The organism is Steroidobacter cummioxidans, assembly GCF_003104955.1.
Map to the genome: position 1 here is coordinate 25,853 of NZ_LSRW01000117.1, position 14,337 is coordinate 40,189.

Here is a 14,337-nt window from a genome sequence, read left to right on the forward strand (position 1 = left end):
GGCATGTCGTTCTTGCAGCTCAAGGGTGTCAGTAAGAGTTACGGCTCGGGGGAGCAGTCGGCCGAGGTGCTTCACGATGTTCATCTGAGCATCGAAGAGGGCGAGTTCGTCGCCATCGTCGGCTTTTCCGGCAGCGGCAAAACCACGTTGATCTCGGCCATCGCCGGCTTGATTCAGCCGGACGCGGGCGAGGTGCTGTTCCAGGGCCGGCCGGTCACCGGTCCGGCGCCAGATCGGGGCGTGGTGTTTCAAAACTATTCATTGCTGCCGTGGTTGACGGTCCAGAGCAATGTCGCTCTGGCCGTCGACAGCGTCTTTCCCAAGTGGTCGGCCGCGCAGCGTAGGGCACACACGCTCAAGTACATCGAGATGGTTGGCCTGGCGCATGCGGTCGATCGCCGACCGGCGGAGTTGTCTGGCGGCATGCGTCAGCGCGTGGCAGTAGCGCGAGCCCTGGCGATGGATCCGAAGGTTCTGTTGCTCGATGAGCCGCTGTCGGCTTTGGATGCGCTCACGCGCTCGCGTCTGCAGGATGAGATCGAGGCGATCTGGGAGCGCCAGCGCAAGACTGTCATTCTCGTGACCAACGATGTGGATGAGGCGCTGCTGCTGGCCGATCGCATCGTCGCGCTCAAGCCGGGGCCGCGAGCGACGTTGGGTCGTGAGTTCAAAGTGGATTTGCCACGGCCGCGCGATCGGATGGCTGTCAACGAAGATGATTCCTATCGTCAGCTCCGGGCGCAGATCTCTCAATATTTGATGAGCCTCAGCGGGCAACGCGGCGGGAGTGCCAACGCACTGCGAGTGCTGCCATCCGTCGTTCCCATGGAGCCGCCGGTGCCGGGAACCCTGAGCAAGGCAACGCGGCCGAAGCCAGCGGAGAACCTCGACAAGTTCGTCGAGTTCTACGATGTCAGCAAGGTGTATCCGACGCCGAAGGGGCCACTCACGGTCGTCGATCGATTCCAACTCGATGTTCGCAAGGGCGAGTTCATCTCGCTGATCGGCCACTCGGGCTGTGGCAAGTCGACCGTGCTGTCCATGGTGGCCGGGCTCACTGAGGTGTCTGACGGCGGCATCACGCTGGATGCACGCGAAGTCACATCCGCGGGCCCCGATCGCGGCGTGGTCTTCCAGGCGCCCAGTCTTTTGCCCTGGCTTACGGCTCGCGAGAACGTCGCGCTCGGGGTGAATCGCGTGTACCCGCATGTCAGCGAACGCGAGCGAAGCGACATCGTCGAGTACTACCTCACTCGGGTCGGCTTGGGCGACGTGCTCGAAAAGAAGGCGAGCGAGCTGTCGAACGGTATGAAACAACGTGTCGGCCTGGCTCGCGCGTTCGCGCTATCGCCGAAGTTGCTGTTGTTAGATGAGCCGTTCGGCATGCTCGATGCGCTGACGAGGTGGGAACTGCAGGAAGTGCTGATGGAAGTCTGGAAGCGCAATCAAGTCACTGCCATCTGCGTTACGCACGACGTTGATGAGGCCATTTTGCTGGCCGACCGGGTGGTGATGATGACCAACGGTCCGAATGCGCGCATCGGTCAAATCATGAATATCGATTTGCCGCGGCCCCGGACGCGCAAGCAGCTGCTGGAACATCCGATGTATTACCACTATCGGAACGAGCTGTTGGCATTTCTAGAATCTTGCGGGCGCCAGCATACGCACGCCGCATAATCCGGCAAAACAAGCGCTCTGGGAGGGCGAACAATGAGTTCAGGGAGTCATCGCGGCGGTTTGGGATGGGGCATGGCGCTGGCCATGGCGGTTCCCGCCGTGGTCAACGCTGCGGACTTGAGTGTGTTGGGTGGGGCATTGAGCGAGTCGAAGCCGATCTTCGATGCGCGGGTGCGCTACGAGGGCGTCGATCAAACTCCCCTGGCGGAGGATGCGGACGCAGAGACTTTGCGCTTGCGGCTTGGCTTCGAGACTGGCAAAGCCTGGAACACGACCTTCCTGGCTGAAGGCGAAGCAATCATCGATCTTGCCGGGCACTATCGCGCTGATCCGGCGCGGTCCCGTAACGCCAGCTATCCCGCGGTCACCGATCCACAGGGCGAGGAGATCAATCGCCTGCAGCTGGTGAACACGTCGCTGCCCGGCACGACGGTCATCCTCGGTCGACAGCGGATCCTGCTCGATGAACAGCGCTTCGTCGGCAACGCTCCCTGGCGCCAGAATGAGCAAACGTTCGATGCCGTGCGCATCGTGAACAAGCCGACGGCGGCGTTGACCCTGGATGCGACCTATTTGAATCAGGTCAATCGCATCTTCGGTCGCGAATCGCCGCAAGGGCGCTATCACGGCGACGGCGTGCTCGCCAATGCGGCCTATCAGTTCGGGGTGGGTAAGCTGAGCGCGTTTGGTTACTGGCTCGACTTCGATCGCTTGAATGGCGTACCGGCCGCGATGGATCCGCAGCGAGTCTCGAGCGAAACCTTCGGAGCGAGATTCGCGGGCGAGCGTCCGCTGAGCAAGTTCAAACTCGCGTATGGGGCGACGTTCGCGAAGCAGGCCGATTACGGCAGCAATCCGCTGAATTTCGATCTCGACTATTACTCGGTCGAAGTGACCGGCACGTACCGCCAGTACAGCCTGACGTTGGGGCAGGAAGTGATGGAGGGCAACGGCACCGTCGGGTTCTCGACGCCGCTGGGCACCATGCATAAGTTCCATGGCTGGGCGGACAAGTTCCTGACCACGCCGGCCAACGGCATCGACGATAAATATGTGAGCGCCGGCTATCTCGCCAAGGGTGTGGCGATGTTCGACACGCTGGCCGCAACGATTGTTTATCGTGACTTCAAATCCGAGCGACTGTCATTGGATCTGGGTGACGAGATCGATCTGCAGGTGCAGGGCAAGTATCAGCGCTTCGTTGGGCTACTCAAGGTGGCGCTGTATGAAGCCCATGAAGGTCGCACGCCCGCCGCCTATCAGGACACGACGAAGTTCTGGGCGCAGCTCGAGTACGTCTGGTAGCGCGTTATCTGGGCGGCAGGATCTTCAGCACGTTCTCCGGCGGGCGGCTGAGCACAGCGCCGAGCGGCGTGACCACGACTGGGCGGTTCATCAGGATCGGATGCTTCAGCATCTGCTCGACGATCTCATCATCGCTCCACTTGGATGAATCGCCCAAGCCCAGTTTCTCGACTTCTTTCTCGCGCATCAGTTCGCGCGGCGTGAGCTTCATTTTCTTCAGCAGCTCCAGTAGCGTCTGCCGATCCGGAGGCGTCTTCAAATACTCGATGACCAGCGGCTCGATGCCGTGTTCGCGGATGAGCGCGAGCGTGCCACGAGAATTCCCGCAGGAGGGGTTGTGATAAATGGTGACGTCGGTTGAGCTCATGCGGACAGTCTAGCTCAACTCAGTCGCATGGATCGCGATTTCGCGACTTTCGCGATCCGGCGTGCGATACGCTGCGGTGCCACCACAAAAACCTTGGGGAACCGACGTGATCACCCGACGCTCTGTATTGAAATCTGCCGCTGCTGCGACCGTGTTGAGCACTGGCTTGCCCATGATCAACATGGGTCAATACCGGGCGTTCGCGGACTCGCCGGTTCGCTACTCGGCGAAAACCATGCGGGCGGTGGAGCGGGCGATCGTCATCGATATGCTTGGCCCGTTGAAGATCAATTTTGCTCCCGAGGCTTATGCGGGACGCATGACGGACGCCGAGGCCGAGATGTTTCGGACCTGCGGCATCACGGCGTTCCACAACTCCATCGGCACCGGTGGGCCGTCGGCGGTCGAAGACACGTTGTCATTCATCGCGGCCTGGCAAGGCTATGTCGGGCGCAATTCTCATGTATTCACGCTCGTGAATACCGCGGCCGACATCGATCGCGCCAAGGCCGAGCGCAAAGTCGCCGTGATTACCGGCTTGCAGAACTCCGAGCACTTTCGCAAGAAAGAGGATGTGAAAGCGTTCTATCAATTGGGTCAGCGCTGCTCGCAGCTCACCTATAACACACAGAATCTGCTGGGCAGCGGCGGCACCGAGCGCGTCGACGGGGGCTTGAGCGATTTCGGCGTAGAGATCGTCAATGCCATGAATGAGGTGGGCATGCTGGTCGATGTGTCTCACTGCGGAGACAAAACGACGCTCGATGCGATCGACGTCTCGCCCAAGCCCATCGCCATTACTCATTCAAACTGTCGCGGCATCTTCGATCATCCGCGCCTGAAGACCGATGAAGCGATCCAGGCGCTCGCCAAAAAGGGCGGGGTGATGGGCATCACTGGCGTGCGCATGTTCGTGCGGGAGAAGGAGCCGACGACCCTCGAGCACATCGTCGATCACATCGATCATGTGGTGAAGCTGGTGGGCATCGAGCACGTGGGTATCGGCTCGGACGCCGATCTGAATGGGTACGACGACATGCCGCCCGATCAGCTTAAGATGCTGCGCGGTGCATACAAAGCCAGCTACGGGTTCCGCGACAAGATCGACATCGAAGGCTTCGATCATCCGAAGAAGGTGTTCGATCTGACCGAAGCGTTGTTCCGTCGCGGTTACTCGGAACAGAACGTGCTCGCCGTATTGGGCGGCAACTTCCGCAGACTGCTCGGCTCGACCTGGGTGTGACGACCCAAATCGCTTGATACGGCCGGGCCGCGATCCTCGATCGGATCACGGCCCGCGCCGGTGTGCGCGCGTCTAGTGACGCTGATCAGTGCGTTTCGCGCTTACCGATGGCATGGCTGATCGCATGATCGAGCCGCGCCAGCGCGCCGTCGATGGCGAGCTGAACGGTCTCGGCATGATGAGTCACAGCGATGGGTTGCAGATTCGACATGCGCGCTTCCAGCATACAGCGCTTGTCGAGGCCGCCTTTGCCTCCGTTGGTATCGGCGAGGTGCATTTCCACCCGGGTGATGCGATCGGCGAACTTCGACAGATAGTCCTCGACGGTCTTGGACAGCCGCTCGGCGGTGTCTTCGGCGAGGCGGACGCGGTTATCGTGATTCACTTGTACCTGCATGCGAGCTTCCTTCGACCCATAAGCCTTTAATTGGCCTATTGAAACTACTCGGACGGCCGTTGAGTTGTTCCCGTCGGGGAAAGCTCCACAGCGGCGCCCCTACGTATGCACCATGAGGCCTTTGGCAACATTACGCAAGTCGTCTGCATGACGATCAATAAGGCGAATCCGCAAGGCGCACTGAGGGTTTGTGATTGGCGCTGGAACTGCGGGCCATTCAAGATCCCGTAGTCACGTCGCCGGGGCCCGGCGTATCATTCAGAGCAAGTAAAAATAACGAGAGCGGGTGTGAACAAGGTCACTGTGCGAGGCGTCGATGGCTCCCACCGCGACTATGCATTGACTGCCGGTTCCATCGTCATCGGGCGCGATCCCGCCAGCGGCATTCCTTTGAAAGACTCGCAGGTCAGCTGGAAGCACGCTGTGCTCATCAGCGATGCGAGCGGCTGCATCCTCGAGGACCTGGGCAGCTCCAACGGCACCTTCGTCGGCCCGCACCGGATCCAGCGACACGTGGTGCATCCGGGGGAGCGCATCAAGATCGGTCCGTACGAGTTGATGTTGCAAGCCGTGCAGGTGCCGTCGCCGAATTCCGCCAGCGAGCGCACCTTGTTCGCTGCCGCCGATCATTATGTTCAGCACCATGAACAAGCGCAGGACGCGAGCGTGCAACGCGCCGTCCAGGAGGCGGGGGCGGTTGCCAAAGAGACCCCTGAGGTGCGCGACTGGCACACGTTCCTGAAACGTTTATTCCCGCTCATGGACGCCGAGGCGGTGTATGGAAAGTTTCAGCTGCGCACGGAAGTAATGGCGGGCATCACAGTCGCGGCGTTGCTGGTGCCGCAGGGCATTGCATATGCATTGCTTGCAGGATTGCCGCCCGTCATGGGGTTGTACGCGTCCATTCTGCCCATGATCATGTACGCGCTCACGGGCAGCGGCAGACAGACGTCGACGGGCCCTGTGACTGTCGACTCGCTGATGCTGGTGTTAGGGTTGAGCACGATCGCAACAGCCGGTACAGCCACTTACATTGCGCTTGCCATATTGCTCACTGCGATTGTGGGCGTCTCGCAGCTGCTGATGGGCGCGCTGCGGCTCGGGTTCCTGGTGAACTTCCTTTCTTATCCGGTGCTGGCGGGCTTCACCTCGGGCATTGCGATCATCACCGTCCTGGGACAGCTGCATCACCTGTTGGGAATCCCTCAACACCAGTTCCCGTTTTTGTATGAAGCAGTGCTCGACGTGGTGACGCGCGTCGATCAGGCAAACCTCGCAACGCTCGCGATCGGCATCAGCTGCATCTTGCTGTTGTGGGGCTTCAGGAAGCTCTCACCGAAAGCGCCCGGACCTTTGACCATGGTCGTGGTGTGCACGGTGCTGTCGTTCGCGTTCCGGCTCGATCAGCACGGCGTCGATGTGCTCGGCCAGGTGCCGCGCGGCCTGCCACATTTCAGTGTTCCTGAATTCGACTGGGGACAGATCCAACAGCTGTTGCCGTTGGCGTTGACCATGGCGCTGGTGGGATTTGCGCAAACCGTTTCGGTGGGCAAGTCGCTGGGCAACAAGTATGGCTACGACATCGACGCGAACCGCGAGCTGACCGCTTTGGGGCTGGCCAATATCAGCGCGAGCGTATCGCAGGGCTATACCGTCTCCGGCAGTCTCGGACGCTCGGCGCTGAACGCGACGGCGGGTGCGAAGACGCCGATTGCCGCCATCGTGACGGCGCTTTGCATCTTGCTGATCGCGTTGTTCCTGACGCCCGTGTTTACGTATCTGCCCGACGTCACGTTGGCGGCCATCATCGTCGTGTCGTCGCTGCGGCTGATCGATACGCACGAGATCAAATATCTGTTCAATGTGAAGATCACGGAAGGACTGCTGCTGGCGTTCACGTTTGTCGCGACGCTGGTGTTCGGCGTGATGCCCGGGCTGTTGCTTGGTATCGTCGCGTCGATCCTGCTATTCATCACGTTGAATACGCGGCCCAACACGGCCATCCTGGGGCGGCTGCCCAATACCAACATCTTTCGCAACGTCGAGCATTTCCCGGAAGCGCAGACCATTCCCGGTCTGGTTATTCTGCGCATCGATGCATCGCTGTATTTCGCGAACGTTGTGTTCCTGAAGGAGCGCTTGCATGAGATCTGCCGACGGTATGAGGGCGAGTTGCAGGCATTGATCCTCGATGCCAGTGCGGTGAACGATCTCGACTCGTCCGCCGACACCGCACTTCATCAGCTCTGCGATGAGTTCAAGAAGAAGGGCATCACGTTCTATATTGCCGGCGTGAAGGCGCCGGTGCGCGAGGTCATGCGGCGCTCGGGGCTGTATAGCACGCTCGGCGGCGATCATTTCTTTTTCACCATCGATGCGGCGGTTCGGCGCTTTCAGGAGCGCACCGGCACCAGCGAATTGAAGAGTGCGATATCGCGATGAAGCGTCCGACAGAAACGAAGTGTCCGTGCGGCTCGGCATTGGCCTATGAGCGCTGCTGTGGGCGCTGGCATGCCGGCGTGCCGGCGCCTGACGCAGAGTCGTTGATGCGATCGCGATACTCGGCGTTCGTGATGTGCAACGAGCCGTATCTGCTCGCCACCTGGCATGGCACCGGCCGCCCCAAGTCGATCGAGTTCGATCCCAATCAAAAGTGGCTGGGCCTGAAGATTGTAGACGCGTGCGTCACGGGGCCGGACACGGCGGAAGTCGAGTTCATCGCGCGCTTTCGAGTCGGCGGCGGCTCGGCCGCGCGACTGCATGAACGCAGCCGCTTCCTGAAAGAAAGCGGCCGCTGGTTTTATGTCGACGGCGACATCAAAGACCGCCCAGCCCCAGGCCGAAGTTCACCTTGAGCAGGATGAGCGCGCCGAAGATCGCGAACAGCGCGGCGGCGATGAATCTCATCTTGCTCAGAGGGAAGCGCTGCGCGAGCCTCTCGCCGATCAGCACTGCGGGAACGTTCGCTGCCATCATGCCGAGCGTAGTGCCCGCCGTGACTGCAAGCAGATTGCCGAACTGAGCGCCGAGTGCGACGGTTGCCAGCTGCGTCTTGTCGCCCATCTCGGCGAGAAAGAACATCACCAGCGTGGTGAGGAACGCGCCGTGCTTGGTCTTGCTCTCGTTCGTCTCATCGAGCGTATCGGGAATCAGTGCCCACGCAGCGAAGGCGAGGAAGGCGAGGCCGAGCACCCAGCGCATTACATCGGGACTGACTTTCATCGCCACCCAATCGCCGGCCAGTGCGGCAAGGGCGTGATTGACGATGGTGGCAACGAAGATGCCGGCGATGATGGGCCACTGCTGGCCACGGAATCGAGCGGCAAGAACGAACGACAGCAGCTGGGTTTTATCGCCCATCTCGGCGAATGCGACGATGCCGAGCGAGCTGAGAAAGGCTTCCACGAAACGAGACTCCCGGGGGCCAGCGGCGCTAATACCAATGACTTTGCAGCCACCGCCGGCCCAGGCCGTGGTCGCAAAGTCAAAGGTCTCGCCTAGCTGATGCCGCCGACGCCATGGTCTTCGACCAAGTCTGTTGACGTCGGCTCCTTACGTTGCGTAAGGCGGCTACTCCCCAGTGACGGAGCGCAAGATAGCGGGTCGGGCGGCGACATACAAGCGCGGCGGTCGCCGTTTGAGTCGCTTAAGGGTTTGGCCTACGCGGCCTGTGCTTCAGGATGAGCGCGACGGATCGGTCAGAGGCTCGGCCAGGTCGTGCGGGGTCGAGACATGGCCGGCCGGCAATGCTCCGGTCTGTCGCTCGATCATGCGGTGGACTGTAGGAAGGCCGGGTCCTTGATGCAGTTCGCGCAGACGCTGCGGAATGTTTGCATCATCTTGCGTCAGGCGATTGTTGTGACGGATGTATTCGAGCCAGGTCGGTGTGGTGTAGCGCTCCACCCAGACGGAGGCATCGGCGAGATCGCGCAGTAACATCCAATCCATGGCGCCGTCTCGTTTGCGGATCCGTCGACGCTCGGACATCACGGCGAGAAATTCCAGCACGTCCTCCTCGCGAATCCGATATTCGATGGTGACGACGACAGGCCCGGTGCGCGACTCGACGGGCACGGCAGTTTCCGGCGCCTGCCATCGACGCAGGGGATCTAAGTTCAGATCGGCCGTTTCCGACAGCGGCAAGCGCAGACCGATCGCCGAGCAGATCAGCATGACCAGGGCAGCAGCGAACAGGGCGAGGCGCACGCCGTCGCTTTCGGAGACCACGCCCCACAGCCAGCTGCCGACGGCCATGCCGCCGAAGGTTGTTACTTGGTACAACGACAACGCGCGCGCCACGACCCAGCGAGGTGTCGAGAGCTGGACCGAGACGTTGAAGGTCGAAAGTGTCAGCACCCACGAGGCGCCGGCGATCATCATCATCGTTACGGTCAGCGGTGTGATTCTGCTCACGCCTGTGACAGCCGCCGCGACCGCAAATGCCACGCAGGCGGCACGAGTCAGTCCCTCAGATGAAAGTCGCTCGCGCAAGCGAGCGCTGCTCAGCGCTCCACCCACTGCACCGACACCGAACGCTCCCAACAGCAGGCCGTAAGTCAGTGGACCGCCAGTGAGTAAATCTTTCGCAACGAGCGGCAGCAGGGCCATGACCGAGCTGGCGCCCATGCCGAATACCGCGCCCCGCAGCAATACGCGTCGAATGGACGGTGACATGGCCACGTAACGAAGGCCCGCCGCGACGGCGATTCCGAGCGTTTCCCGGGGCAACAGCTGAGGAGGGCGTACCGGGCGCCATCGTGACAGCACGACGATCAGCGCGATGTAACTTGCGGCGTTCACCGCAAACGCGGCGGCCGCGCCTGCCGCGGCGACGATTGCGCCACCGATCGCCGGGCCGACGCTACGAGCAATGTTGAAGCCCATGCTGTTGATGGCGACCGCGCCGGCCAGATGCGCCCTCGGCACCATGTCGCCCACCGACGCCTGCCAGGCCGGTCCGTTGAACGCGGCTCCGCAGCCGATCAGAAACGTGAACATCAGCAGCAGCCAGGGCGTGATGATTCCCAGCCATGCGCAAACCGTGAGGGCCGTGGATACGACGATCATAAAAATCTGCGCACCCAGCATCACCTTGCGGCGATCCAGGTTGTCCGCCATGGCGCCGGCGAACAGCGACAGCAACACGATGGGCAGCGCCACCGAGGTCTGCACCAGCGCCACCATGTCGGCCGATTTCGCGATGGACGTCATCATCCATGACGCACCTACCGTCTGAATCAACCCACCCAGATTGGAAGCCACGCTCGCGAACCAGATCGACCGGAACACCGGAAACCGGAACGACGACAGCGCCGACACGGGCGGCGTGTCATCGGCAGGGGAGGTGGCCTGGAGCATCCCTCAATGGTATTCGATGGCAGTTCTCGCGCGCGAGGGCTGCAGAAAATTCCCGCCACTCACAGATTCCAGAAAAGAACAGCGGCTTCAGCAAAGGTTTCGCCCAGATATTGGGCGCGTCGACCTCCGTGGCCGGCCGTCTAATCGGGCGGACAGTCTGACAGGCGCGATGCTGTGCCTGGATGACATGATTGCCATCTGTATCGCATAGAGATACACTCCATGATTAAGAGTTTCCGCCATGCTGGGCTCGAAAGCTTCTTTCTGTCCGGTTCGAAAGCCGGGATTCAACCGAAGCACGCCGCGCGCTTGCGGCTTCAGTTGGGTCAGCTCGATGCTGCGATGGTGCCGTACGACATGGATCGGCCGGGCTGGAGATTCCATCCGCTCAAGGGCGGACTGAACGAATATTTCGCTGTATGGGTCGATGAGAATTGGCGCCTGACCTTCACATTCGATGACAGCCACGCCGAGTTGGTCGATTACCAGGACTACCACTGAGGTCACTATGTCGCAAATGCATGATCCTCCGCACCCGGGTGAGATTCTGGAAGACACGGTGCTTCGCGGAATGAGCGTTACGGAGCTGGCGAAGCGGCTGAGTGTTTCTCGCGTTGCGCTCTCGCGTGTCGTGAACGGCCGCGCGGCGGTCAGTGCGGAGCTTGCGATCCGGCTCGCCGCGGCGCTTGGCGGCTCCGCGGAGACGTGGATGCGGATGCAGGTGACTTACGATCTGTGGCACGCGCAGAAAAAGAAGCGGCCGAAGATTCGGCCCATCGAGCTGACTGAAGCGAAGGAGCGAGCATGATCATTTCTCAGGTCACGATCGTTGGCAAAGCCGGCGACCCGCAGTACGTGCAGCAAGTCACTTGCGGTTCGGCCCAGCTGACTTCGGATGAGCCCACCGATCGCGGAGGAGGCGACGCGGGGCCCGCACCTTTCGATTATTTGCTGGCCGCACTTGGCTCGTGCACCTCGATCACGCTGCGCATGTACGCGGACCGCAAGGGTTGGGATTTAGGGAACGTCACCGTGACGCTCGAGTATCGGCGTCAAAAGGATGCGCCGCCCAGCATCAAGCGCGACGTCTCGGTATCAGCCGAGATCAGTGAAGAGCAGCGTGCAAGACTTGCCTACATCATTGAGCGCACGCCAGTGACACTCGCGATCGTGCAGGGCGTGCAGGTCGCATCGACTGTCTCCGTCGGTTGACGCGAGCTCCACTTATGTCACTTGGTTCGGACGTAGTTCCCTTTTTCGAAAGGATTCCGAGCGGGCGACCTTTGCCCTAGAGGCAGATCACGTCGGACGTCGAGGTGCGACGTTAACGTGCGCACATGTCCGCTGTACTAATCGAGTTGCTCCCAGATCTGGTGTTCCTGATGCGTCGTGACGGCACGGTCGTGGCGCATGTCGGCGGCCAGGCCGTTCCCGACTTCCGTCGTGAGAGCATGGATGCAGGCGACAAGGTCGAGCAGATCTGGTCTCCCACCACAGCTGCGCTCATCAAGCGATTGTTGCGGCGGAGCATTGCCAATCGCGCTGCGATGGAAACCCGCTTTCAGGAGCACGGGCGCAGCTACGAGTTGCGCATCTCTCCGCAGGGCCCGAGTCGCGCTATCGGGGTAATTCGTGCGGTGTTGTTCGAACCGAGCCGCGAAACCGAAGCGGCCGCCGACGAGCCGCGCTGGCTGGGTTTGGATCGGCGCGGCTTCCTGCGTCGTTTGAATGACTCGCTGGCCACGTCGGTGCTGCGTGAAATGCCCATCGCCTGCGCGGTCCTTCATCTCGAAGGAATATCGGAGATTGCACGCACGCTAGGTGTGCGGGTGTCCGAAGAGGTCATGAGCACGATCATGACCCGGGTCAACGAGCGGCTCGGTGCCTCCGAGACCAACTATTCCGGTCAGTTGCGCGAAAACGAGCTCGCAATCGTTCTAAACACAACGGATCACGCGGCGATCGAAGCAAGCCTTGAAGAGCTGACCAGGCAGTTGCGAACGCCGATCCCGTCAGGCGACGTGGAGTTCAGGCTGACGCCGCACATCGGCGTGGCGTTGTCTGCGGTGGATGCATCGTCAGCCGAAGCTTTGCTCGAGCACGCTCGCACCGCCGTCGAGGAAGCGCGACGGGCGGCAACGACGCGGCCGTCGTTCTATAGCGAAGCCATGCAGGTGCGCTCGTTGTCGCGGCTCGACCTGGGGCGCGAGCTGCGCGACGCCATCGCCAATCGTGACATTCGTTTTCGCTATGTCGGTCGGCATGACTTGGTTACTGGCGAGCGAGTGGCAGACGTCGCGTATCTCCACTGGCACCATCCGCTGCGTGGTGAGATTTCGCCTGCCGAGTTCCTGCGCATCGCGGTCGCCACTGGTCTCGCGGTGGATCTATCCCGAATGGCGCTGGATTCGATCGTGGATGAGTTTGCGGCGCGGTCGCGGCACTCCCCGTCGAATGTGAGAGTGTCCTTCGGCCCGCTGCGCGATCATATTTTTCACGAGCAATTCGTTGCCGACGTCGAGCGCGTGCTCGCAAGAAATGTCTTGCCGCCGGAGCGACTCGAGCTGCGTATCGCCGAGAAGGCTTTCGTTGCCCGCGAGGTCCATGCTCTGCACGCGTTACATAGACGAGGAGTGCAGATCGTCGTGGATGAAGCGGCGCGCGCCGTCGCGTCGTTGCCCTCCTTGGCGAGTGCGCCTATCTCGGGCTTGCAGCTGGACCGGTCCTGGACGACTGCACTGTTACAAGACGAGACGGCCCGCAAAGTCTCTCGTGCCACGATGGGTATCGCTCATGCACTCGGCCTTGCGCCGATCGCAGCGGGCGTCGATAGCGAAGAACTGCGCGACGCGCTGGTGGAAATGGGCTGCCGTTACGGCAGTGGCGACCTTTTTTCCGCGATCTGACAGAAGCAGGAACGGCGCGGAATTTGACACCGCATTATGCGAACTGCGTCGCAAGTACCCGGCAGTTTCGCGCGACTACTCCGACGCGATCCTTGCTGCATTCGAGTGAAATGACTCTACGGGACACCCGTCCCGCACTCGTGAGTCACACATGCGAATGCGCTCGACTGCATTGATCCTGACGGCATTGGTTGCTGCCGGAACCGCGCTGGCGGATGCACCGACTCGTTCGTTGTACATCGTTCAGAGCAAGTCGGCCGATGCCGCGTCTCAGCGCTTGCGCTCGGCGGGCGTCGAGGCGGAGCGTGAGTTGGATGTCATCAACGCCGTCGCGGCGTATCTCACCCCGGAGCAACTCGCCGCTTTGCGCGCCGACTCGAACGTACGCGTGTTCGACGATCGTGAAGTGAGCCCGCGTGGCGGATTGTTCGATTCGCTGGGCGGCGTGCTGGGCAGCAACTCTCTCATCAAGCTCACTCAGCAGGTGACGACACCGATCGTGTCGCCAGTACTGCAAAGTTATCTGACGAGCTCGCTCACTTCGCCGCTGGTGAAGCAGTTGAGTGCTCAGCAACAGCTGCAGGACGGCAAGGGTCTGAATACGCTGGGCTTGCTCTACGAAACAAACTATCCAGCATTGATCGGGGCGGACTCGCTGCATTCTGCGGGCATCACGGGTAAGGGCGTTACCATCGCCGTGCTCGACACTGGTTTCTGGCAGGACGTGAGTCAGAACTACGGCAATCGCGTGCTGGCGTCCGTCGACGTGACCAATGGGAATCGTCCCATCGCGGGCGACCCATATGGTCATGGCACGCATGTGACGGCAATCGCGGCTAGCGGCGCGCAAGCGCTCAACGGCAGCTATTCCGGTATCGCGCCGTCGGCGAATCTCGTGCTAGTGCGCGCATTCAATGGCCAAGGCGCGGGCCGCTATACCGATGTGATCGCCGGCGTGAATTGGATCGTCGCCAATCGCGACAAGTACAAGATTCGCGTGCTCAACCTTTCGTTCGGTGCGTCCCCGCAGTCGTACTACTGGGATGATCCGTTGCTGTCTCTTATACACATCTGACGCTGC

Annotated in this window: 14 protein-coding genes and 1 riboswitch; of the genes, 10 read left to right on the forward strand and 4 right to left on the reverse strand. The window is 61.2% G+C overall.

What is annotated here, in order from left to right:
• Positions 1 to 3 precede the first annotated feature (3 nt).
• Both D0550_RS33840 and D0550_RS33845 read left to right on the forward strand, forming a co-directional pair.
• Positions 4 to 1,680, forward strand: a complete 1,677-nt coding sequence (locus tag D0550_RS33840) for an ABC transporter ATP-binding protein (RefSeq protein WP_116813606.1) — start codon at positions 4 to 6, stop codon at positions 1,678 to 1,680.
• A 33-nt stretch (positions 1,681 to 1,713) separates the two neighbouring features.
• Complete coding sequence (locus D0550_RS33845; protein WP_153067479.1) at positions 1,714 to 2,985, forward strand: alginate export family protein; 1,272 nt, start codon at positions 1,714 to 1,716, stop codon at positions 2,983 to 2,985.
• Between the two features lie 4 nt (positions 2,986 to 2,989).
• On the opposite strand, the gene arsC is transcribed toward D0550_RS33845, so the two are convergent.
• Positions 2,990 to 3,352, reverse strand: coding sequence for an arsenate reductase (glutaredoxin) (arsC, locus tag D0550_RS33850; protein ID WP_116813609.1), 363 nt, complete (start codon positions 3,350 to 3,352; stop codon positions 2,990 to 2,992).
• Between the two features lie 106 nt (positions 3,353 to 3,458).
• On the opposite strand from arsC, the gene D0550_RS33855 reads away from it, so the two are divergent.
• Positions 3,459 to 4,595, forward strand: a complete 1,137-nt coding sequence (locus tag D0550_RS33855; protein ID WP_206606721.1) for a dipeptidase — start codon at positions 3,459 to 3,461, stop codon at positions 4,593 to 4,595.
• Positions 4,596 to 4,680: 85 nt separating this feature from the next.
• Here D0550_RS33855 and D0550_RS33860 read toward each other — a convergent pair whose 3' ends face one another.
• Positions 4,681 to 4,992 (reverse strand): HPF/RaiA family ribosome-associated protein, encoded by a 312-nt coding sequence (locus D0550_RS33860; protein ID WP_116813610.1) that lies wholly within the window; start codon positions 4,990 to 4,992, stop codon positions 4,681 to 4,683.
• Positions 4,993 to 5,280: 288 nt separating this feature from the next.
• Between D0550_RS33860 and sulP the strand changes: the two genes are divergently transcribed.
• Both sulP and D0550_RS33870 read left to right on the forward strand, forming a co-directional pair.
• Complete coding sequence (sulP, locus tag D0550_RS33865) at positions 5,281 to 7,434, forward strand: sulfate permease (protein ID WP_116813612.1); 2,154 nt, start codon at positions 5,281 to 5,283, stop codon at positions 7,432 to 7,434.
• Positions 7,431 to 7,847 carry a YchJ family protein gene (locus tag D0550_RS33870; RefSeq protein WP_116813613.1) on the forward strand — a complete coding sequence of 139 codons (417 nt, stop codon included), beginning with the start codon at positions 7,431 to 7,433 and terminating at the stop codon, positions 7,845 to 7,847. Before sulP ends, D0550_RS33870 begins: the two co-directional genes overlap by 4 nt.
• On the opposite strand, the gene D0550_RS33875 is transcribed toward D0550_RS33870, so the two are convergent.
• Both D0550_RS33875 and D0550_RS33880 read right to left on the reverse strand, forming a co-directional pair.
• On the reverse strand, positions 7,810 to 8,397 hold the full coding sequence (locus D0550_RS33875) for a TMEM165/GDT1 family protein (RefSeq protein WP_116813615.1): 588 nt from the start codon (positions 8,395 to 8,397) through the stop codon (positions 7,810 to 7,812). The genes D0550_RS33870 and D0550_RS33875 overlap by 38 nt on opposite strands.
• Positions 8,398 to 8,411: 14 nt before the next feature.
• Positions 8,412 to 8,583: riboswitch (yybP-ykoY riboswitch) on the reverse strand.
• Positions 8,584 to 8,667: 84 nt separating this feature from the next.
• The gene (locus D0550_RS33880) at positions 8,668 to 10,350 is read right to left on the reverse strand and encodes an MFS transporter (protein WP_116813616.1); all 1,683 of its coding nucleotides are present in this window, start codon (positions 10,348 to 10,350) and stop codon (positions 8,668 to 8,670) included.
• Positions 10,351 to 10,572: 222 nt separating this feature from the next.
• On the opposite strand from D0550_RS33880, the gene D0550_RS33885 reads away from it, so the two are divergent.
• From D0550_RS33885 to D0550_RS33905, 5 genes are all read left to right on the forward strand, one after another.
• On the forward strand, positions 10,573 to 10,851 hold the full coding sequence (locus D0550_RS33885; protein ID WP_116813617.1) for a type II toxin-antitoxin system RelE/ParE family toxin: 279 nt from the start codon (positions 10,573 to 10,575) through the stop codon (positions 10,849 to 10,851).
• 7 nt (positions 10,852 to 10,858) lie between these two features.
• Complete coding sequence (locus D0550_RS33890; RefSeq protein WP_116813618.1) at positions 10,859 to 11,158, forward strand: HigA family addiction module antitoxin; 300 nt, start codon at positions 10,859 to 10,861, stop codon at positions 11,156 to 11,158.
• Complete coding sequence (locus tag D0550_RS33895; protein WP_116813620.1) at positions 11,155 to 11,562, forward strand: OsmC family protein; 408 nt, start codon at positions 11,155 to 11,157, stop codon at positions 11,560 to 11,562. Before D0550_RS33890 ends, D0550_RS33895 begins: the two co-directional genes overlap by 4 nt.
• A 125-nt stretch (positions 11,563 to 11,687) precedes the next feature.
• The gene (locus D0550_RS33900; RefSeq protein WP_116813621.1) at positions 11,688 to 13,256 is read left to right on the forward strand and encodes an EAL domain-containing protein; all 1,569 of its coding nucleotides are present in this window, start codon (positions 11,688 to 11,690) and stop codon (positions 13,254 to 13,256) included.
• Between the two features lie 151 nt (positions 13,257 to 13,407).
• Positions 13,408 to 14,331 carry a S8 family serine peptidase gene (locus D0550_RS33905; RefSeq protein WP_116813623.1) on the forward strand — a complete coding sequence of 308 codons (924 nt, stop codon included), beginning with the start codon at positions 13,408 to 13,410 and terminating at the stop codon, positions 14,329 to 14,331.
• Positions 14,332 to 14,337 lie beyond the last annotated feature (6 nt).